The organism is Paenibacillus nicotianae (genome assembly GCF_042681745.1).
GTDB classification, from domain to species: domain Bacteria; phylum Bacillota; class Bacilli; order Paenibacillales; family Paenibacillaceae; genus Saccharibacillus; species Saccharibacillus nicotianae.
The window spans coordinates 1483786-1504871 of the sequence record NZ_JBHUGF010000010.1 but is presented as its reverse complement, the minus strand read 5'-3'; the positions used below and the strand labels follow the sequence as shown (position 1 = coordinate 1504871).

Below are 21086 nucleotides of genomic sequence, written 5' to 3'. Positions count from 1 at the left end.
GTTAATTAGCAGATAGATCTGTTTTGCTATTTTTAGTAGTACGATCAGTTGAATCTGGTTTGTCCGGTTGATTTGTTGTCGGAGGTGTACCTGGATTTGTTGTTGGTGTATCAACAGGTGGTGTTATAGACGGTGTATTCACGATATTAGGGGTATAATCGATTCTGTAGCTTTGTGTACCCAGAAGGATTCGTTCTCCTTGAAATTCATCGTACACATTGATTAAGAAACGACCGCCTTTCATCGTTTTGTATACATTACTGTTTAAGGTTGTTGAATATGGAATCGATTTGCCGAGTGTTAAGTCAGTACCCGGAACCATTGTTTTTTCTTGTACTTGACCGGATGGATCTACCCATTGAATGACTAGATTATGTCCATATGTGCCCATATTGTAAGTGTTATCTTTGCTAAGGTTATACGTCATATTTAGAGCAATACTTTCCTGACCTTCTGACAATGAACCGGTAGCACTTGTAATCGCAAATTGGTACGGGAATAACTCCATATCGCTACTTACGCTGGCAACTACAGGAGGAGTCTGTTTGTTAAGTCCTAGTTCAACAGCATTGATATAACCTGTAGGTGTAGTCGTAGCGGTAGACATTTTGCCATCGTTAATCGCTTCACCGATATACAGAGTTAGCCCGGAAGTATTGATAGAAGCAGGAAGCTTACTCCAGACGGTAATTAGATTTTTGCCATCAGGGCCGACTGTTTTATCAGATTGATTAACAGTAGCTTCATAATATTCATTATTTGGTGTTTTGTAATAAGCGATAAGACGAGTAGGTGTAGAAGTACGTTTTTCTTCACTCTTCATTTCAAGTTCAGTATATGCAATTTTTTGACTTGCACCTTCGTACGTGATCGTGCGTCGTTCTTTAATTTCTGCTTTTTTGCCTATCGTCTGAATATGGAAAGAAGATCCTGGTGCGATTTTGGCAACTGTAGAATTGATCTGACCTACTTGTAGCGATAAGAACGGATTATCTTGATCTAATGTACTACCAGTAGAAGTCGTTGTGTTGGTTGTTGCACTGGCTGAATCATTAGTAGTTGTATCTACATTAGGATACAATTTGATTTTGAGTTGAGATAAATCTGCATCTGCATCAAAATGACTGACAATATAGTAGACACGACTTTGACCAGCATCCAGTGAAGTATCTGTCTGTTCAGCTACAATCTGTACAGGGCTACTGATGCGATTATTTTGTGCTTTGATCCATCCACCGAGTGCAGGTAAATTGACAGAAGATGTTCCAGCATTACGTAGGCGAATTTTGGTGACGACGATATCTTCAGCAGCCCATGGCATACGTTGGAAATTTTCAAGCGTAACGCCAAAGTTACCGTAATTATTATCAAAGGTGTACTCTGTTTGAGCAGATTGATTCTGTTCTTGCTGATAAGGAATCATATAAAAAGCAGTTGGTAAAATAATCGCACTTTTAACTGGTGTATTATCTGATGCTTGAGTATTCGCTGTTGCATTAGTTGTAGTTGCTGTTGGTGCTTCTAACAATTGCAATTGAAGTTGTTGCTGTTTTAATTGAGCTGGAATTTCAGCAGATAATTGAATCTGCTTTTCTTGCAATGGCTTGAGTGCCAGGTTTGCGAATGCTTTGGTATTGATCGGGAAGGTATAACCTTCTGATGTTTTGATAGATGTTTCATAAGTAGGTAACACTACTGTTTGATTACCGATATTTTTGATTCTAAATTGCATTGTCCATACTGCTTTATCACCACTGGTAGAAATCGTAGCAGTTTTTAATTGAGTCTCAATCGTTGTTCCATCCACAGCGATTTTTCGAGATGAAGATACAGGAACAGTAAGAGTAGACGGACTCACTTTAGGTAATTTGAATGCTACAACAGGTAATTCTAAATTAGTGACAGTACTGGCTGTAGAACTGTCTGTTTTACTATCTGTTGAAGTGGTATTGCTAGTAATCTGTAGGGTCATATTATTTGTATGAAGAGAAGCTGGTATAACTGCAATATAGCCAATACTTTTGGTATCTCCAGGAGAAATAGAGAACTCACGATTAGTATGATCTAGTTGTAATTCAAAAGTAGAACCGGTAGCAGACTGTAAGTAAGTATGGTAATTAGGAGAATCTAATACTTCGGTACTTAGATTGCTTACTTGTACAGCTAGACGAGCATATAATTTGTTATTAAAACGGATGATTTGTAACTGCTGTGGTTTGAAATTAAGAGTTGTGGTACCGATCGTTACTTTTTTGCTTTTGCCTTGAGTAACAGCAGGAGAATAATTGGCTGGAACAGTAAATGTACCTAGCTTTTTCTCATAGTTGGCAGCATTAAAATCCCAGCCAAACATCGTAATTTTGCTACTGGCTAGTTTATTTTCTTTTTTGACATCTACATAGTAAGTAATAGCTTGCGTAGACTGTGGGGAAATCGCAATCTGATCTTTATTATCAGGAACAGGGACTCCTTTGATCGGAGAAGTTCGTATCGTACTTACTTTGGAAAAGCTATTCATTAACTTGTAAGGGCTGGATGTTTTGTTGGTATACGTAAGGGTATATGTCAAAATGTTGCCTGTATTTTTGCTAGCCAATTGAATATTGGTTAATTTCACACTGACTCCAGCTTGAAGTGAAATCGAAGGGAGTGCTGTTAAAGAAGCACTTGTTGAGGGATTACTCTGAGTTGCAGCAAGATGTGTTGGAGCAGCAAATACGTGATTATTTGTGGTCTGACTTAAAGCGACCATTCCTGCCAATAGAGCAAGATATGCAGGGTAATTCTTCATTTATCGTTCCTCCTGATCTTCATTACCTGTATAGTAGGTTGAATTATAGATTGATCTTAGAGGAAAGACTTAAATCACACATAAACAAAAGCAAACTATTTCTGTACAGGATTTAAATTAAATATAAACTTTTTATAAACTGGGAGATTGATATACATACAATTCAAAATGATGCTCAAGTAATAATCCCAATCGATCAGCCATAAAAGAAGGAGGATGAGGTTTATCATTCTTGAGCCACCATTCCACGACACCTAAAATAGCTGCTCCTAAAAACTGAATATCTACATAATCGCCTTCCGTTAATTTGCGCCCTCCTTCATCAATTATTCCTTGTTCTAATTCTTGAAGAAAAAAATCTAGAAATCGAGTACGAAAAAAAGAACTTCCTTTACTGGCTAACATTGCAGAGAAGAAGGAATAATGACTTTCAAAATATTCGAACCATAACAATCCTGACTCTACATAAGTAGCATTCATCTCTTCTGCATTACAAATTTCGCGCATCTCTTCAATATGTTCTTGAATAAGCTTATCTAGCAAATCAAATTTATCTGTATAGTGAAGATAAATTGTTCTTCGGCTAACATCTGCCTCGTCAGCGATATCTTGTATCGTAATCTGGTCAAACTTTTTTGCAATCATGAGCTCGATAATAGCTGATTTGATTGCTTTTTGTGATTTTCGTACTCTTCGATCGATCTGTAACATGTCCTAAACACCATCTTTCTTCGATATAATGCACAGTTTTAAAAAGAATGTGAACTAATACACGAAAATTATATTTTTAATCATTGTATATGCTGTATTTCTGTTTACTATTATACATAGTTGTTTCTTAATACACGAGTGTGCATTTTTGAATATTATATGTTGATGTAATAACCTAAGGAGGAATATAGAAATGAAAGTTACCGTTATTGGAGCAACAGGAGCGACAGGTAAAAAAGTGGTGGAGCGTTTACTTGAATTAAATCATGAAGTTACCGCTATCGCTCGTCGACCAGAAGTGATTGCACCTACCGATCACCTCCATATTTATCAGGGAGATGTGTATAATACGTCTAGTATGATTACAGCTATGATAGGTGCAGACGTAGTGATTAGTTGCATCGGCCCAACGACCAACTTTTCATCACGTCATCTGCTGTCAAAAGGGTTTTTGAATGTTCTTGCAGCCAATTTTTCTCCAGGTACTGTGATGTCGGAAGGAATAATGAATATGTTATCTGCTTGTCAGCAAGCAGGAGTTCAACGTCTAGTGATGCAAAGTGGGATCAATTTGAGCAATGGAAAAGAGCTTTCGACTGTAAATCAGATTGCAGTACGTACTATGCGCTTTATTTTCTCAAAAGCAATCAAAGATAAAACGATCGCTGAGCATGCAGTAATCGAAAGTGACTTGGATTGGGTGATAGTACGTCCTTCCGTACTGAGTCATACAGCTAACTCTATAAAATATACAGCAGGTCCTTTAACACGTATTGCCCCACTTCGTCCTTTATCATTTGTAGACTGTGCAGACTGTCTTGTTCGAGCAGCGACAAGTGAGCCATCATGGATCAAAAAGATTATTAATGTCGGAAAATCATAACCTACTTATTTGTTTCATAGCTTGCCTGAATTTCTTTTAAAAACGCATCTGCCGCTGCTGAAAATATCTGATCTTTTTTCCAAACCATAACCAAACTCGTTTCAAGTCGGGGTTCAAGTGGTTTGAAGCAAAGAGGACTTTCAGCAGACGTATTCACGATCTTATCTAACATTAAAGCATAGCCTATTCCTTCTTCTACCATGATCGCAGCATTGTAAGCAAGATTATACGTAGTCACAATATTCAATGTATCAAATCGATCACCGAACCAATCGACAAATTCATTTCTAACAAACGATTGCTTGATCACTTGCCTTGAGCAGATCAGTGGTAAATCAATCAGATCATCTGCTTCAATCTTTTCTTTCTGAGCTAACACACTATCTTTGCGCATAATAACGCCCCAGACATCGGTAGCAGGGATATGGATATAATTGTATTTAGCTATATTCACCGGTTGAATCAAAATACCAAAATCGAGCAATCCTTTATCTAACCGTTGCGTTACATCTTCAGCATTTCCACTATATAGATGATACTTAATATCAGGGTAATTCAACTGTAATTGCTTAACTCCATGTGCAATGTGCTTCATGGCTTCTGTTTCTCCGCCACCAATATACACGTCACCACGTACCGTTTCTTCCATCGATTGAAATTCGGCTTCCAGTTTATCGACCATTTCGATGATTTCTTCTGCTCTTTTTCTAAGCAATATACCTTCATCTGTCAGAACTACATGATGGCTACTACGAACAAATAGTGCTTTCCCTAAGTGTTGTTCCAAATCTTTCAATTGTCTGGATAACGTGGGTTGTGTCATATGTAACGATGCGGCGGCTCCTGTAATACTTCCTTCTTTAGCAATAGCCAAAAAATAACGTAATACTCTAATTTCCATATGTATTCCTCCTTAAATATAATTTCACAGATAGAAATGCTTATAAAGCATATCTTAATATAAGATATGAGTATTTGCTATATACATAGAGATCGATACAATAAATAGCAGAGAAGGAACACAGAATATGTTAGCCGGCTAAAGCTTATTCATAGCATTTCAAAAATCAATTGATCTAGTACCAGGAGGAATAGATGAAAGTTACTAAAAAACAAAATACATTAGGATTTGCTTTGTTATTAGCTTCCTTTTCTGCATTAGGGCCTTTTACAGTAGATATGTATTTGTCGTCTCTGCCCGAAATCATGAATTATTTTCAAACCAATACATCGATGATCCAGACGACATTAACAGCTAGCTTATTAGGCTTAGGAATCGGGCAATTTGTAATGGGGCCTTTAAGTGATATATACGGTAGGCGTTATCCTTTGTTAATCTCGATGATTCTTTATTTTATGTTCTCGATTGCCTGTGCTTTTGCACCTACTATTGAATTGTTTATCGGTATTCGATTTGCTCAAGGATTCGTAGCTTCCGCAGGGCTTGTTATTTCTCGCGCGATTGTACGCGATCTATATCATGGATCAGAATTAACTACATTTATTTCACTTTTGACAATGATTAGTAATGTTGCTCCATTAATCTCACCACTTGCTGGAAGTGCAGTTATTGCGTATACCTCATGGAATCATATCTTTATTAGTTTGGGACTGTTAGGCATTGTACTTACGCTATTAACGATATGGGGCATACCCGAGACATTACCTGCTGACAAGCGTATAGCTGGTCATTTTGGCAAAGTGATTGGCAATTATAAAGAGTTATTTGGTAATCGGATATTTATGAGTTATGCACTGGGAAATGGTATTTTGTTTGCAGGAGTTTTTGCTTATGTATCGGCGACACCTTTTATTTATCAAAATATGTATGGCGTATCACCTATAGTATTTTCGATTCTATTTGCGCTGAACGGTGTAGCGATTATGTTAGGATCACAATTGGTGAAGTATTTGGCAGGGCATATTGATGAACGTCGTATTTTTGTTATTGGATTACTATCTGCTTTTGTAGCAAGTATAGTTATTCTACTGATCACTTTATCTTCCGGTTCGTTTATCGGGTTAATTATCGCGCTGTTTTTGTTTGCTTTTGCGATTGGAGTGATTGGGCCTGTGTCTTTCTCTTTGGCTATGGAATCTCAAGGTCATATCGCCGGAAGTGCTTCTGCTGTACTGGGCGTGTTACCTTTTTTCTTAGGTTCTTTGACTTCGCCATTGGTGGGACTTGCCGGAGAATATTCTGCCAAACCGTTTGGAATCGTTATTTTTACAGTGAGCTTGTTGTCTCTGATAGGTTATAAGGTATTAAATACTACCTCTACAAGCAAAATAATCAATAATCATTGATAATCCTCATTGAAAAGTTAGAAAAACACAAGAAAAGCGTGGAAAGAGCAGGCGATAGCTGCTTCCGCGCTTTTCTTATTTGATAAATTAAGACCAGCGATCAAACCAGTGAATATCCGTAATGATATCTTGATCTAAAGGAATACCGTACGTTTCGTTGATCCATTTTAAGCTATTGAGTTTGTTTTTGACCACTTCTGCTTCTTCTGGAGATAACTGTTTGTCCATGACTTTGATTACGATATAGTCGCTCCAGAAATCGTAAAAAATAACAGGAGCCCCGATAGCTTCTTCAACCGCACGGTAAAACTGTCCACGCGGTTCACTGTCGCCTGCCATAATCGTATCCATAAAATCGATTGAAAAGCGAATACTGTGATAATTAACAGATGCTTGAGAGGTAGAAGATTGCAACGTCGTTGGATGTCCTGCGGAGACCGGGGTAGACGCATTAGTATACTGATCACTATCGGATGCTGAAGCAGATGTTACCGGCATAATCGAAGCAACTAACGTTGCAGACAACAACAAAGAAGATAATTTTTTCATTATAAACCTCCTGTATAAGTGTATTGGGCATACAACTAAAGATTCCTGTAGCATCTAAACCAATAACTACTGTGCTGATCGCAGATACTACTGTTATGTAATGCATTCCTCCTTTGTCGCTTAATACATATATGCGGAGAATACACATAAAGTATATATTATTTTTATTTTCATTAATATACCTAAATTGTTAAAATATTCTTTTTATGTTTAATATGATCGTAAGAACAATATCGTTGCATACTAGATCGAAAAGCAACTCGAAAAGTAACGATGATAAACAGGCTTTAAGTCATCATTTATCATGATTATAAAAATAGCTTGCGGAGAATGAAAAAATATTTTAAACTGTTGATAAATCAACCGTTGATGTATCAACGTTATTTGTTTTGATAAAAATAAGAGGTCACAAAGGAGAATTGTCATGACAAAAACAGCATTCGTTACAGGAGCAAATAAAGGAATTGGATTTGAAATAGCAAAACATCTATTGCAAGCAGGCTATCATGTATTAGTAGGAGCACGCGATCAAGAACGTGGAGAGTCAGCAGTAAATGAACTTAAAGCATTTGGTCAAGCAGAGTTGTTATTAATCAATATGGCTGATCTACAAAGTATTGATCAAGCTGTCGACACGATTAAGCAAAACTATAAACATTTGAGTCTTTTGGTAAATAATGCCGGTATTCCTGGAGATATGCATAAAGTAGGATGGGAATTTGATGTAGAAGAGTTAGAAGCGACTTATCAAGTTGACTTTATTGGCCCATTTGCTCTTTCCAAAGGATTATTGCCTTTATTAATAGCTAATAAAGGAACGATTCAAAATATCAGCATACCGATTGAGCCACTATCCTTTTTTAATGCTTTTGCTTATCAGACTGCTAAAGCTCCGTTGAATGTGATGACCAAGTCATGGGGAATGAGCTTTGAAAAAGAAAATATACCGGTTGAAATTTTTGCTGTTATGCCAGGAGCGGTCTCTACCGATCTCAATGGAAATATGACAGGAGACTTTGTCAAAACAACAGCTCAAGCTGCTGAAATTATTGTAGGTTATGTACTTGATGATAAGAATCACAATGGACAGGTCATCAATTACGACGGAACTCTGTCGGTATATCAATAAAACGCAATTTTTTTTATAATCGATATATAATGTACTTCAAGTGTCAAAATAAGATTACGAAAGATGGGATAGTGTTGAAAAAAGATTGGTCAGAAGAGAGTGCGTTGTTATACCAAATGTATCGTGTAAACAACGCGATAAATACGACATTTGATGCTTATATTAGTATCAGCCAATCTCGCTTTGAAATACTTGCATTGATATATCAAGACACAGAAATTAGTCAAAGTGATCTACAAAAAAAGGTAACGCTTGATAAAGCAGCCGTAGCAAGACATCTCAAACAGCTTGAAGATCAGAAAATCGTATCCCGAAGAAGAAAAGATGGAGACAACCGCATTATTTTAGTACAACTGACAGACTACGGCACAGAAGTAATCGAGAACTCGCAAAAAGAGAAAGAGCAATTTGCCAGAGGACTTTTGAATAATATTAGTGATACCGAGTTCAATATGCTCCAAAAAGTGCTAGAACAATTAAATGAAAATGTGAAGCAGATGAAAAATAATGCATAATTACTCGAAAGTCGCAAGCACATCTAGCAATCAAATACATGCTATTCAAGCAGATAGTGACACCAAAGTCGGTCTATACTGATCGACTTTTTTTATTTTTACATAGAAGTATATACAAAAGAGAGCGAAAGAGAGAAACTATAATCAACTAGATGGATCATAACATTAGAAAATGAACGGACAATATCTAATCAGAGAGAGGCAACGATCATGGAGCATCATTATCAGACCCTTCAGTCTATGGCTTATCAAGCTTCTATATCGCCTACAGAGTGGAAATGTTTTGTAACTGCAACGACCGTGAAGTCTATTGCACGTGGAGTGAAGATTATTAAATCTGAAGATCATGTAAAACATGCTTATTTCTGTACACAAGGGTTGTTTCGGCTGTATTATACATTAGCAGATGGGCAGGAATATAATGTCGCTTTTACATTGGAAAACGATTTTGCTACAGCTTATGGAGCTATGATCACTGGATTAACTTCAAAGTATACTATTGAGGCTATCGAAGATTCCACTGTTATCGAAATTCCGTATTCGACTTTACAAATGCTTATGGATCGAAGTCATGGATGGGAACGATTTGTTCGGACTGCTTTAGAACGACTTTATATCCGTAAAGAAGAACGTGAACGAGAATTGTTATATTTATCTGCTTTGGAGCGCTATCAAGCTTTTTTGTTAAAATATCCCGGACTTGAACAAAGAATACCGCAATATCATATTGCTTCTTACCTCGGCATCTCACCTGTATCTCTAAGTCGAATCCTGCATGAAAATGATTAACCTATGTTAATGCGATTGTAGATCATGCACGTTAGACTAGAGATATAGCAACGATTATTTAAATGAGGTGAAACAAGTATGCGACAATTAATGATTGTGTTACTAGAATTTTATCCTTCTTGGTTAGCCTTACCACGAGAAGAACGAAGAGAGCATGCAGAAGAATTACAGCAAATTATCAATAAGTATCGTTCATCTATCACTGTACGCTTTTTTGACGCCGAAGCTTTACCTGGCAAAGATTATACCGATTTTGTAGTCTGTGAGACAGAAGATCTCAAGCAGTATCATTATATGTGGGAAGAAATTCGTGATTCCAAGACATATACTAAAGGATACGTGAAAATCAAAGATGTAATTATGGGCTTAGAAAATGCGTTTCAATCGTATGAGAAGGAGGCTTTGCAGATGTCTTCAGAATAAAATGGATTACTATGAAATGAACTATTAAGATCAGTGCATTTATATTAGAGTCTAATCAAACGTAAAAAGGAGCGTCTTTTATAGACACTCCTTTTTACGTTTTTTACAAATTGCTTCTTAATTATATAAAAAGATTATGGTTCGCTTGAGAAGCTTCTCCCAGATAGTAACCGACGCCAACACTTTTAACATGATCCATCAATTCGTCGCGATGAATATTCATCAAATCCATCGACATCTGACAAGCAACCATTTCTACACCTTGATCGACTGCACTCTGTATTAATTCTTCCAGAGAAGGAACATTGTGATGTTTCATAAGACCCCGAATCATTTTGGGACCCGCACCGAACATATTCATTTGTGATAAGCGTAGCTTGCGGCTAGTACGAGGAAGCATCATATCAAACATACGACCGATCGTCGTTTTGGAGATCGCTTGAGGTGGCTGTTTACGAATAATCGTTAATCCCCAGAATGTGAAAAACATTGTAACTTTACGACCGCTTGCAGCAGCACCGTTGGCAATAATTAAAGAAGCGATTGCTTTATCCAGATCACCGCTAAAAACGACCATCGTACTAGCAGGATCGACTTCAGAAGCATTGGAGGATGAAATTTCAGAGTTCTGCTGTGGTATTGCTTTGCTAATAATAGCTTCAACAACACCACTTTTCCCATGTTCTAATTTTAGCAGAGTAGATTTAGTCATGGTTGTCCATGCTTTGATATCTTCATAAAATCCAGGGTCAGAAGCTTGTACACGCAAAGTTTGCCCGTCTGCAAGCATATCCATTTTTTGCTTTACTTGCATCAGAGGACCAGGACAGCTTAATCCGCGTGCATCCAGTTCAGCATCTATATGAATAGAATGAACAGATGTCTGTTCGTTATTAGCTAATGGATTTGCTTGTACAGCAAGTGTTGGTAAGTGATCAGATGGATTGTTAGGAGTATTATCTGATTTCTCGGCAATTATAAGAGTTGGTTGGAATTCAGCCATACGGTATGTTTTGTAACCACCACTTAAATTTTTAGTCTCAAAACCATGCTGACGCAAAATTTGAGAAGCGGTATAGCCGCGCAATCCCACCTGGCAATACACCCAAATTTCTTTGGAACGATCCAGTTCATCCAAGCGCTGACGAAGTTCATCAACAGGGATATGCAGCGAACCGGGAATATGTCCATTGTGATGTTCCAGTTCACTACGTACATCGAGCAGAATAGACTGATCATGATTACGTTCTGCTAGTTGGTCGTAAGTAAAGACCTTTACACGTCCAGACACTATATTTTCCGCGGCATATCCTGCCATATTTACAGGGTCTTTTGCAGAAGAATAAGGTGGTGCATAGCTAAGTTCCAGTTCTGCCAGATCATGAATAGAGCCGCCAAAATGAATAGCTGTAGCAATATCGTCAATCCGCTTATCTACACCTTCATAACCGATTGCTTGAGCACCTAAAATTTTGCCTTGTGGTGTAAAGAGTAACTTGAGTGTGATAGCGCTGGCACCAGGATAGTAAGAAGCATGAGAGGAAGGATGAACAATGACACTCTGGTAATCTATGCTTAGACGTTTGAGCGTTTTCTCATTACTACCTGTAGAAGCACCGGTTAGGTCGAATATTTTAATCACAGACGTTCCCATCGTTCCTTTGTAACTAGAGTTCAATCCAGCGATACGGTCAGCAACGATTCTACCTTGTTTGTTAGCAGGCCCTGCAAGTGGAATTGCCGTCTGGTTTCCATGAATATAGTCTTTAACTTCAATAGCATCCCCGACAGCATAGATATCTGGCAAGTTGGTTTCAAGCGCTTCATTGACAACAATATGACCACGTGCTCCAAGAGCCATACCGCTACTTTGCAAGAAAGAAGTGTCGGGCATTACACCAATAGCGAGAATCACTAGATCAGCAGATAGAGATTTACCACTTTCAAGTTCAACACCGATCCCTTGCTCATGGGAATGAAAGCCGGTAACACGTTGCTTAAACATCAATTTGACACCATGTTGCTCCATTTCTTGTGCTAATGTCGTCGCGAGTTCGGGATCGAAGGGAGCTAGTAGTTGTGCATTACTTTCGATCAGCGTTACATCCAGACCAGCTTCACGTAAATTTTCTGCCATTTCTACCCCGATAAATCCTCCACCTACCACAAGCGCTGATCGCGTATGTTCGGAAGTGACACGTTGCTTGATACGCTCGATATCAGGTACATTGCGTACAGTAAAGATAAGCGGATGATCATTACCGGGCAAGTTAGGAATAAAGGGACGAGCACCTGGAGACAAGATCAACTTGTCATACGTTTCTTCATATAGACCACGTTCAGGATGCTTGATCTGAATGGTATGAGTATCGGGATGAATAGCTACCACTTCGCTTTGTATCCGCACGTCAATTCGAAAACGCTCTGCCATGCCTTTCGGCGTTTGCACAAGCAAACGTTCACGATCGGTAATAGAACCACCAATATAGTAAGGTAATCCGCAGTTAGCAAATGAAATATGGGGGCCTTTTTCAAACATAATAATCTCGGCATGTTCATCAAGTCGGCGCAGCCGTGCCGCAGCCGATGCACCTCCAGCCACACCACCGACAATTAATACTTTTTGACTTTGTTGATTCATGATTCGCAATCTTCCTCTCCAAACAAAATATGGACGATTGGCTCGATCCGCGGATCAGCAAGAAGATAATTAACTTCCAGACCACTACGTTCAGTGGTAACAATCCCTGTACTACGAAGCTTCTGTAGATGTTGAGAAATCGTCGATTGTGGAATATCCAGACATTCTTGCATATAAGAAACGTTACATTTACGTTTACGTATTAAGCCACGCACAATACAAAGGCGAATAGGGTGCGATAAAGCTTTCAGCAGGTTAGCAGGTTCATCGAACTGTTTTAAATCTTTGACGTCAAAAGCAGCAATATCCATATTAACTCTCCTTATATCGTTATATTAGAATAATACGATATAAAGAATAATCAGTCAAATGTATTTGGAAAAGAGAGATTAGGAGGATAGAAGTAGATTGCCATTTTATAAAAGGTAGTAGATAAAAAAGGAAACTATTGTTGCAGGCTTCTTTTTTATACCGATTATGAATAAGAGTTACTTTTATTTTGTAATACCGCTGTTAGGGCATCGATTTGCTTCATTTTTTGGATAGACAAATTTAGACTATAATTGCCGTGAACAAGTAATGTGTCAAGAAAATCATTTAACTGTTCTTGCGAACTGACTTTCAATGTTACATGATAGCAACCATTTCCAGAAATGCGATGAGTTTCGATAACTTCATTCCGTTCGCTAATAAAACGGATAAAAGATTTGTGATTGGCACTATTCATTGTAATAATAACAAACGCTGTATAAGCAAGACCTAGCTTGAATTCATTAACAATCAAAGAATAAAAGTGGATCACTCCGTTATCTTCAAGCTTTTTGATCCGATTGTCTACCGCTTGTCCTGTCATATGAATCTGCTCTCCAAGATCTTTCCATGGAATACGTGAGTTTTCTGATAATATACGAAGGATCTGATAATCCGTATGATCAAGTTGCATATAGAAATCCTTTCATCTTGAAATGATTTGATACGAAATGGTTTCGCTAAATGATGGTCTGCAATCCAAATAATCTTTATCATTTGATTATACGCTAAAAGTGATATAGGAATGAAATACCTATTTCTATAAATCTTAATATGTACTTACCGTATCCCAATAAAAGGAATATCCAATTAATCCGTAATGCTACTCTTATCGTTCAATATGCAGGCAAGAAATTTCTCATAGATTCCTTTTAGCTGAAAAGGGTACACTTCCTGCTTTTCCTAATGCGGCTAGAGAAGATCAAAAAAATCCGCTTGTCGCTTTGCCTATTTTAATTGAAGAAATGATCAGTGTAATAGACGCAGTGATCGTGACTCACTTACATATTGATCACTGGAGAGATGCAGCTAAAAGATCATTTTTTCGATCAATCCTGTTGCATGATTACAACCAATAAGGTAGCATGATTTAAACATTCATGACTTTTACATCACCGCAGAAATTTTCTTATCAGGAGAGTGGAAAAGATACCTACAATATTGGTAGTTGACGATGATGCAAATATTCGGAAGCTAGTCTGTTTATTTTTGAATAATGATGGATTTACAACGATTACTGCCGCGGATGGAAAGCAAGCACTGGCTCTATATACCTCTACGCCAGTCGACTTAGTCATTCTCGATATTATGATGCCCGTTATGGATGGTTGGATATTGTGTGAAGAACTTCGAAAAGCCAATCCTGATCTTCCGTTACTGATGTTGACGGCAAGAAGTGAAACATGGGAAAAAGTACAAGCATTTCAACTTGGAACAGATGATTATTTAACCAAACCATTTGATCCGCTTGAGTTGATGGCTCGTGTTAAAGCATTGTTAAAAAGATACCGTATAGGTTCGACACAGACGATTCAGTTAGGGGACGTTATTCTAAATCGGCAGACTTACAAAATTGTAAAAGGAACCGATTTATTTATTTTGCCACTTAAAGAATTTGAATTGTTATATAAGCTGGCTGAATTGCCAGGACAGGTGTATACGCGTGAGCAATTAATCGATCAAGTCTGGGGAATTAATTATAGTGGAGATGATCGAACGATCGATGTACATATTAAGCGTCTACGTGAACGTTTTGCAGACGTACCTGATTTTCGTATTGAGACCGTAAGAGGACTTGGTTATCGACTTGAGGTGCAGAAGTGATCAGTTCTTTGTATACGCGCGTGGTTCTGACTTTTCTGGCTTCTGTGATCGGAGGGACTGTGATTGCTTTTTTTGCGACAACATGGATATTTCAGGATAAATTAAACGAAAATTTACAAAGTAATTTGTTTGATTTTGGTCAGGATGTTGTCCATATCTATAATACGTTACCTTTAGATGAAGCGGAAGCATTTGTAAGTGAGATGAAGCAACTTCATTCGTATTATATTCGAATCTATACCACAACCGATCAATTCCGTTCTTATGGAGAGCTTAAAGGACAAGAACCTTTCTCGGTGACTAATGAAGAAGTCCAACAAGTGCTAGATGGGCAAAATGTTCATATCAATGGGATTGATACGATTTTTTTGGGATTACCGATAAAAACAGAAAGAGGCAATCAAGCGATTTTTATAGAACCCCTTACTTCCTCATCCAATTCGTTTCTTATTAAGTTTGTGCTTACTTTTTTGTTTTGCTCGTTAATAGCAGGAAGTTTATTAATATTAGTAGCCGCTATTTTTCTAGTGAGACCAATCAAAAAGCTGACAAAAGCGACCCGATTGATAGCAGATGGAGATTTCAATATCCAACTTAATATTAAGCAAAAAGGCGAAATAGGCATGTTGGCTCGTAGCTTTGAAGAAATGATGCGAGACTTACAGCAGCTTGAACAGATGCGTAGAGAATTCGTAACCAATGTTTCTCATGAAGTTCAATCGCCACTTACATCTATTTCTGGTTTTGCTATAGCGCTCAAGCAAGTAAACCTTTCAGATGAAGAACGAAGCTCTTATCTTGATATTATTATTACTGAAACAGTACGAATATCTAAAATAAGTGATAGTCTACTTAAATTAAGTGTGCTTGAATCTCAGTCATTACAAATGAAACTTGTGACCTTTGATCTTGATGAACAGATTAGACGAGTAATTGTTGCTATTCAACCTCAATGGTCAGCTCGTAATATTCAATTTGATCTTGATTTGTCCCCTACTTCTATTACTGCCGATTATGATCTATTAGATCAGGTGTGGATCAACCTTATTGCCAATGGTATCAAATTCTCTGAAAAGGATTCTCAAATGAGTATCACGATCAAGCAGGATAGCAAGAACACGATAGTCTGCATATCGGATTCAGGTATTGGCATTCTGCCAGAAGACCAAAAGCATATATTTGACCGATTCTTTAAAGCAGATCGTTCTCATAGCCAGACATACGGAGGTAGCGGTATGGGGCTTGCGATTGTAAAGCAGATCGTATCACTTCATCAAGGAGATATCCGAGTAGAAAGCGAATATGGTAAAGGGACGACATTTATAGTTACCTTACCGATCCTCATAGATACCTAATCATTTAACATTCAACAAGGTGCTTTGATTAGGTTACAACATCAGGCACCTTCCTGCATTTCTATACTCATTTCAACTTTTTGAGTCTGTTCATACTCCGTTCATATTGTAGTCATTGGGAGGACATATGGGTTGTCTATACTGTCTTTAGCGCCACTATTAGTGTGACGTAACCATGATAGAGACAGGAGTAGATACAAGAGTGAAACATACAGAGAGGGCATCAAAAAAAAGAACTATGAGCACAGTAAGCAAAAGAAAGGTTATAACCGCTGTGACTCTTATACTCACATTGCTTGCTCCACTATCGGCAATGGCGGCACCAACGACTACAAATAATACTAGTCATCTTTCGTATAAAACAATGAAGAGCGCAATCAGTGAAAAAGCTGATTTACTGATGGAGAAGTACGATACGACAAGTCTGCAATACGCACTTATCGACAATGGCAAAATTGTAGTATCCGGACAAACGGGAAAGAATGATATCAACAACAAAGTACCTCTTACTTCTAATACGATTTATGGTATTGGTTCCACTAGTAAAATGATGCTAACCGCGGCAGTCATGAAGCTGGTTGACGAAGGTAGGATTGATTTGAATCGTCCTGTTGTGAACTATATGCCTGATTTTAAAATGAAAGATAAGCGCTACACACAGATTACACCACGCATGTTGTTGAATCATTCCGCTGGTCTTTTGGGCAGTTCATTTAACAATGCTACATTGTATGCAGATAATGATACCTATGCACACGATACTTTTCTGAAGCAATTAGCAGGTCAAAATCTAAAAGCAGATCCTGGTGCATACTCAGTCTATAGCAACGACGGCTTTACGTTAGCCGAGCTGCTAGTCGAAAGAGTGAGTGGTATTTCTTATACTGCATTTATACACAAATACTTTACAGAGCCTTTGGATATGGAACACACCAAAACACCACAGGATCTAGTTCAACCAGCAGAAATGGCAGGAATCTATTCGCCTTTCTACAAAGGTCAACTTCCCAAAGAAGATTATAATATTATTGCTACAGGAGGTCTTTATTCTACTGCTGAAGATCTGGTTAAATTTTCAACTTTATTTACAGGAAAGGGTAATGGTATTCTTTCTAGCAAGTCTATCAAAGCTATGGCACAAAAAGAATATAGAAGAGGCATATGGCCCAAAGACAGCGATACATCTATGGGCTATGGGTTAGGATGGGATAATGTGAACGTATTCCCATTCAGTGAATACGGTATCCAAGCATTAGTAAAAGGTGGAGATACATTTTCTTATCATTCTTCACTGGTGGTAATTCCCCAATATAATATGGCTGCGGCCGTTATTTCTTCAGGTGGGTCAAGTGTAACAGATAGTGTTATCGCAAATGAGTTATTACTTCATGCACTGGAAGAAAAGAATATTATTAAAAAAAGAAAACCGGACAAATCTTTTGGTGTACCTGTAAAAGTAAATATGCCTAAAGAGATATCCAAGTATGCAGGTCTATATGGTGGAAGTGATATGGTTACAAAGATCAAAATGAATACTGCTGGACAAATAACGGTATCTACACTTGAAGCTCCAAACAATCCACCTCAAACATACACATATACAGCAGATGGTAGTTTTGTGAATGCTGATGGGACAGAAAAGTTAAAATTTGTTGTTGAGAAAAATGGTCATACCTATCTTTGGTCTCGTTCTTATGCATCTATACCCGGACTGGGGCAATTCGCTTCCTCAGAATATAGTGCAGAGAAGCTTAAAGCCAACCCATTATCCAAGCCGATTAAAGCTTCGTGGCAAAAGCGTGATGGCAAAATATATTACCTGCTGAATGAGAAATACACATCTATGGTATATCTAAATAGTTCGCCTATTGTGCTTATGCATATGAGTAAAGAGAACCCGGGATATATTTCTACGAATAAGATTATTGGAGCGAACGAAGCCACGAATCTATTGCAAATTCCGGGTAATGCGGGACGTGATACGAGAGATATTCATTTTTTTACAAAGAATGGAGTGGAGTATCTTACAACTTCAGGATATGTATATGCGAGTGAAGAATTTGTTAAGCCGATCTATTCGGATAAGCAATCTGCAATAACTATTCAAAAAGATGGTTATAGTCAATGGTTTTCGATACCAAAGACTCTAAAAGGAAAAGTGATGAAGGTAGAAGTACCTGCCAATAGTGGATTTGCTGTGTATGATAAGAATGGTGTTTGTATGAATCACACTGTGGTCAGCCATAAAAATGAAGTTATTTTACCAGAAAATGGACGCATTGTATTTGCAGGTGAAGTCGGCTCCCAATTTAAAATATCATTCAAAACGAATAAGGAAAAACAATCATGATGAAAAAAATTATGCTCATTTTAATTAAAATATTTGGTGTTGTCGTTATCGCTTTTGCACTATTTATTGCTACTGTTTTTGTTGTTAATATCGTTAGCAACCAATCAGAGGCAAAAGAAATAAAGCCTTATGGTCAGTTAGTCAAGGTTGATGGCAAAAATATGAATGTATTTATTCAAGGAAAAGGCGAGAATACAGTAGTATTACTACCTGGCTACGGAACGCCCGCGCCCGCCCTTGATTTTAAACCTTTAATTGATGAACTATCTCCATTTTATAAAGTTGTTGTTGTTGAACCTTTTGGTTATGGCTTAAGCGATATTACGGATAAAGAACGTACCACTGCAAATATAGTCAGTGAAATTCATGAAGCTTTAGGACAACTTCATATTTCCCGTTATACGCTCATGGTTCATTCGATTTCAGGCATTTATGGACTAGATTATGTAAATAAATATTCGAATGAAGTGACTGCCTTTGTCGGAATCGAAAGTAGCGTTCCCACACAAGGAGATACCGATGATCCATTTCCAACAGAAACGTATACTTTATTGAAAAAATCAGGTTTTTACCGATTGTTAATGAAACTGGCTCCAGACCAATTGCAGGCACCTGATGTGGATAATGATACGAGAGAGCAAATTAGAATGCTTTCCCTTAAAAACACATTTAATCCTGATAATCTAAATGAAGGTGAGCACTTCGGTGTTAACTTTAAAGCAACAGAGCATTTAACTTTCCCGAAAGATCTGCCTGTTATTTTCTTTTTACAAGCGAATGATACGGAAACCGAAAATTGGATACCTCTTCATGAGGAACAAATAAAAAACTCTGTACATGGAAAAGTAATGACATTTGAAGGCGCACATTATTTGCACTATACCCGCTCCAAAGAAATCGTAGAGAATTTCAGGAAGTTTATGAATCAAAGATAAGGAAAGATTACCAAAGACATTTTCTCCAAATTGATGGAGAAAATGTCTTTTTTTATTGATAGGATAGATAAGGTATTCATATTAGTAAAACGTAGTTAGTGAAAGTAAATAGGGTAAGTTGATCATATTGGTGCCACCAAACATAGTATTTATTGATAATTTAAGAGTTTAAATAATATATTTTATTTAGTTCAATTGACAACTTTCGTATTTACAGTAGTATTCATCACTATGTCTTGTATATCATTTGTCCTCCACATGTGTACAAAAAATGAAAAAGGTGATACATTAAAATTAGCAATTATCTTTATTGTAAGCGTTTATTTTGTGTTTTGATGTCTCCTGTATAAAGACATTTGTGTAATGAGGAGGGAATGAAATGTCGAGCCAAGCATTGGAACAATTCTTAAGCTCCAGCATAGAGGATTTAAAAGCGAAAGGTCTGTATAACGTCATTGACACGCTACAGGGTGCTAATGGGCCTGTTATTCAGATTGATGGAAAATCTTTTATCAATTTGTCTTCTAACAACTACTTAGGTCTCGCAACTGATCAGCGCCTGATTGATGCTTCAGTGAAGGCGGCGCAGATATACGGTGCTGGCGCAGGAGCTGTGCGAACCATTAATGGTACGATGGATCTGCATATTGAGCTTGAAGATAAGCTTGCGCATTTCAAAAAGACAGAAGCTGTTATCGTATATCAATCGGGATTTAACTGCAATATGGCCGCTATATCTGCGGTAATGGATCAGCATGATGTGATTTTATCAGACGAACTGAATCATGCTTCGATTATTGATGGCTGCCGCTTATCGAGAGCCAAGGTAATTCGATATAAGCATTCAGATATGAATGATCTAAGGCAAAAGGCGAAAGAAGCTACAGAATCAGGACAATATCATAAAATTATGGTCATCACCGATGGCGTGTTCTCTATGGATGGCGATATAGCTAAGCTACCTGACATTGTCAATATAGCTGAACAATTCGATTTGATTACGTATGTAGATGATGCCCATGGTTCGGGGGTTCTAGGAGCAGGTGCAGGAACCGTTAAGCATTTCGGATTATCCGACCGTATTGATTTTCAAATCGGTACGTTGTCCAAAGCAATCGGCGTTGTTGGTGGTTATGTCGCTGGTAAGAAACAACTGATCGAATGGTTGAAGCTGAGAAGCCGTCCATTCCTATTTTCGACCTCACTACCGCCGGCTGCAATCGCTGCTTGTAGCACATCAGTCGATATTTTAATGAGTGATACAGAACTGATTGAGAAGCTATGGGCGAACAGCAAGGAGTTAAAGCATGGCTTGAGTCAGCTTGGATATGATGTAGGTCAAAGCGAAACACCGATCACTCCTTGTATCATCGGCGATGAAGTGACTACCCAGCAGTTCAGCAAACGGCTTTATGAAGAAGGTGTCTATGCCAAGGCGATCGTATTCCCCACGGTACCCAAAGGAACGGGCAGAATACGTAATATGCCAACGGCTGCCCATACGAAGGAAATGTTGGATCAGGTGATCTTTGTCTATGAGAAAGTCGGCAAGGAAATGAAACTGATCTAGATGCA

Annotated in this window: 18 protein-coding genes and 1 pseudogene; 12 read left to right on the top strand and 7 right to left on the bottom strand. The window is 37.9% G+C overall.

Annotation, left to right across the window (positions count from 1 at the left end; all coding sequences use genetic code 11):
- Window position 1: 1 nt before the first annotated feature.
- The gene (locus ACFSGI_RS10915; protein ID WP_204824160.1) at window positions 2–2791 is read right to left on the bottom strand and encodes a hypothetical protein; all 2790 of its coding nucleotides are present in this window, start codon (window positions 2789–2791) and stop codon (window positions 2–4) included.
- A gap of 132 nt (window positions 2792–2923) precedes the next feature.
- Window positions 2924–3502: a TetR/AcrR family transcriptional regulator gene (locus tag ACFSGI_RS10910; RefSeq protein WP_204824159.1), complete on the bottom strand. Its 579-nt coding sequence runs from the start codon at window positions 3500–3502 to the stop codon at window positions 2924–2926.
- Between the two features lie 193 nt (window positions 3503–3695).
- Between ACFSGI_RS10910 and ACFSGI_RS10905 the strand changes: the two genes are divergently transcribed.
- Window positions 3696–4385 (top strand): NAD(P)-dependent oxidoreductase, encoded by a 690-nt coding sequence (locus ACFSGI_RS10905; RefSeq protein ID WP_204824158.1) that lies wholly within the window; start codon window positions 3696–3698, stop codon window positions 4383–4385.
- Window position 4386: 1 nt separating this feature from the next.
- Here the strand turns inward: ACFSGI_RS10905 and ACFSGI_RS10900 are convergent, their stop codons facing one another.
- Window positions 4387–5286, bottom strand: a complete 900-nt coding sequence (locus tag ACFSGI_RS10900) for a LysR family transcriptional regulator (RefSeq protein WP_204824157.1) — start codon at window positions 5284–5286, stop codon at window positions 4387–4389.
- 194 nt (window positions 5287–5480) lie between these two features.
- On the opposite strand from ACFSGI_RS10900, the gene ACFSGI_RS10895 reads away from it, so the two are divergent.
- Entirely contained in the window at window positions 5481–6692 is a 1212-nt protein-coding gene (locus tag ACFSGI_RS10895; protein ID WP_204824156.1) for a multidrug effflux MFS transporter, read from the top strand.
- A gap of 87 nt (window positions 6693–6779) precedes the next feature.
- On the opposite strand, the gene ACFSGI_RS10890 is transcribed toward ACFSGI_RS10895, so the two are convergent.
- Window positions 6780–7241 (bottom strand): hypothetical protein, encoded by a 462-nt coding sequence (locus tag ACFSGI_RS10890; RefSeq protein WP_204824155.1) that lies wholly within the window; start codon window positions 7239–7241, stop codon window positions 6780–6782.
- Window positions 7242–7665: 424 nt separating this feature from the next.
- On the opposite strand from ACFSGI_RS10890, the gene ACFSGI_RS10885 reads away from it, so the two are divergent.
- From ACFSGI_RS10885 to ACFSGI_RS10870, 4 genes are all read left to right on the top strand, one after another.
- Window positions 7666–8370: an SDR family NAD(P)-dependent oxidoreductase gene (locus ACFSGI_RS10885; protein ID WP_204824154.1), complete on the top strand. Its 705-nt coding sequence runs from the start codon at window positions 7666–7668 to the stop codon at window positions 8368–8370.
- A gap of 29 nt (window positions 8371–8399) precedes the next feature.
- On the top strand, window positions 8400–8885 hold the full coding sequence (locus tag ACFSGI_RS10880; RefSeq protein ID WP_204824153.1) for a MarR family winged helix-turn-helix transcriptional regulator: 486 nt from the start codon (window positions 8400–8402) through the stop codon (window positions 8883–8885).
- 210 nt (window positions 8886–9095) lie between these two features.
- Window positions 9096–9674 (top strand): Crp/Fnr family transcriptional regulator, encoded by a 579-nt coding sequence (locus ACFSGI_RS10875; RefSeq protein WP_204824152.1) that lies wholly within the window; start codon window positions 9096–9098, stop codon window positions 9672–9674.
- Window positions 9675–9752: 78 nt separating this feature from the next.
- Window positions 9753–10097, top strand: coding sequence for a darcynin family protein (locus ACFSGI_RS10870; protein ID WP_204824151.1), 345 nt, complete (start codon window positions 9753–9755; stop codon window positions 10095–10097).
- Between the two features lie 121 nt (window positions 10098–10218).
- On the opposite strand, the gene ACFSGI_RS10865 is transcribed toward ACFSGI_RS10870, so the two are convergent.
- The 3 genes from ACFSGI_RS10865 to ACFSGI_RS10855 form a co-directional block, all read right to left on the bottom strand.
- Entirely contained in the window at window positions 10219–12738 is a 2520-nt protein-coding gene (locus ACFSGI_RS10865) for an FAD-dependent oxidoreductase (RefSeq protein WP_204824150.1), read from the bottom strand.
- Window positions 12735–13049, bottom strand: a complete 315-nt coding sequence (locus ACFSGI_RS10860) for an ArsR/SmtB family transcription factor (RefSeq protein WP_204824149.1) — start codon at window positions 13047–13049, stop codon at window positions 12735–12737. Before ACFSGI_RS10860 ends, ACFSGI_RS10865 begins: the two co-directional genes overlap by 4 nt.
- A gap of 164 nt (window positions 13050–13213) precedes the next feature.
- Entirely contained in the window at window positions 13214–13681 is a 468-nt protein-coding gene (locus tag ACFSGI_RS10855) for an Lrp/AsnC family transcriptional regulator (protein ID WP_204824148.1), read from the bottom strand.
- Between the two features lie 140 nt (window positions 13682–13821).
- Between ACFSGI_RS10855 and ACFSGI_RS10850 the strand changes: the two are divergent.
- From ACFSGI_RS10850 to ACFSGI_RS10825, 6 genes and pseudogenes are all read left to right on the top strand, one after another.
- Window positions 13822–14123 (top strand): annotated as a pseudogene (locus ACFSGI_RS10850) (MBL fold metallo-hydrolase); the annotation flags it as partial.
- 73 nt (window positions 14124–14196) lie between these two features.
- On the top strand, window positions 14197–14871 hold the full coding sequence (locus tag ACFSGI_RS10845; RefSeq protein ID WP_204824988.1) for a response regulator transcription factor: 675 nt from the start codon (window positions 14197–14199) through the stop codon (window positions 14869–14871).
- Window positions 14868–16226 carry a sensor histidine kinase gene (locus ACFSGI_RS10840; RefSeq protein WP_204824147.1) on the top strand — a complete coding sequence of 453 codons (1359 nt, stop codon included), beginning with the start codon at window positions 14868–14870 and terminating at the stop codon, window positions 16224–16226. Before ACFSGI_RS10845 ends, ACFSGI_RS10840 begins: the two co-directional genes overlap by 4 nt.
- Window positions 16227–16464: 238 nt before the next feature.
- Window positions 16465–18576 (top strand): serine hydrolase domain-containing protein, encoded by a 2112-nt coding sequence (locus ACFSGI_RS10835; protein WP_204824987.1) that lies wholly within the window; start codon window positions 16465–16467, stop codon window positions 18574–18576.
- Window positions 18573–19511, top strand: coding sequence for an alpha/beta hydrolase (locus tag ACFSGI_RS10830; RefSeq protein WP_204824146.1), 939 nt, complete (start codon window positions 18573–18575; stop codon window positions 19509–19511). The genes ACFSGI_RS10835 and ACFSGI_RS10830 overlap by 4 nt, the downstream gene beginning before the upstream one ends.
- A gap of 379 nt (window positions 19512–19890) precedes the next feature.
- Entirely contained in the window at window positions 19891–21081 is a 1191-nt protein-coding gene (locus ACFSGI_RS10825; RefSeq protein ID WP_204824145.1) for a glycine C-acetyltransferase, read from the top strand.
- Window positions 21082–21086: the final 5 nt, after the last annotated feature.

Coding starts and splice junctions, on each gene's coding strand:
- ACFSGI_RS10865 (WP_204824150.1), bottom strand. CDS start 12,738: ATGAATCAACAAAGTCAAAAAGTATTAATTGTCGGTGGTGTGGCTGGA.
- ACFSGI_RS10875 (WP_204824152.1), top strand. CDS start 9,096: ATGGAGCATCATTATCAGACCCTTCAGTCTATGGCTTATCAAGCTTCT.
- ACFSGI_RS10835 (WP_204824987.1), top strand. CDS start 16,465: ATGAGCACAGTAAGCAAAAGAAAGGTTATAACCGCTGTGACTCTTATA.
- ACFSGI_RS10910 (WP_204824159.1), bottom strand. CDS start 3,502: ATGTTACAGATCGATCGAAGAGTACGAAAATCACAAAAAGCAATCAAA.
- ACFSGI_RS10825 (WP_204824145.1), top strand. CDS start 19,891: ATGTCGAGCCAAGCATTGGAACAATTCTTAAGCTCCAGCATAGAGGAT.
- ACFSGI_RS10870 (WP_204824151.1), top strand. CDS start 9,753: ATGCGACAATTAATGATTGTGTTACTAGAATTTTATCCTTCTTGGTTA.
- ACFSGI_RS10895 (WP_204824156.1), top strand. CDS start 5,481: ATGAAAGTTACTAAAAAACAAAATACATTAGGATTTGCTTTGTTATTA.
- ACFSGI_RS10905 (WP_204824158.1), top strand. CDS start 3,696: ATGAAAGTTACCGTTATTGGAGCAACAGGAGCGACAGGTAAAAAAGTG.
- ACFSGI_RS10860 (WP_204824149.1), bottom strand. CDS start 13,049: ATGGATATTGCTGCTTTTGACGTCAAAGATTTAAAACAGTTCGATGAA.
- ACFSGI_RS10890 (WP_204824155.1), bottom strand. CDS start 7,241: ATGAAAAAATTATCTTCTTTGTTGTTGTCTGCAACGTTAGTTGCTTCG.
- ACFSGI_RS10885 (WP_204824154.1), top strand. CDS start 7,666: ATGACAAAAACAGCATTCGTTACAGGAGCAAATAAAGGAATTGGATTT.
- ACFSGI_RS10830 (WP_204824146.1), top strand. CDS start 18,573: ATGATGAAAAAAATTATGCTCATTTTAATTAAAATATTTGGTGTTGTC.
- ACFSGI_RS10880 (WP_204824153.1), top strand. CDS start 8,400: ATGTACTTCAAGTGTCAAAATAAGATTACGAAAGATGGGATAGTGTTG.
- ACFSGI_RS10915 (WP_204824160.1), bottom strand. CDS start 2,791: ATGAAGAATTACCCTGCATATCTTGCTCTATTGGCAGGAATGGTCGCT.
- ACFSGI_RS10855 (WP_204824148.1), bottom strand. CDS start 13,681: ATGCAACTTGATCATACGGATTATCAGATCCTTCGTATATTATCAGAA.
- ACFSGI_RS10900 (WP_204824157.1), bottom strand. CDS start 5,286: ATGGAAATTAGAGTATTACGTTATTTTTTGGCTATTGCTAAAGAAGGA.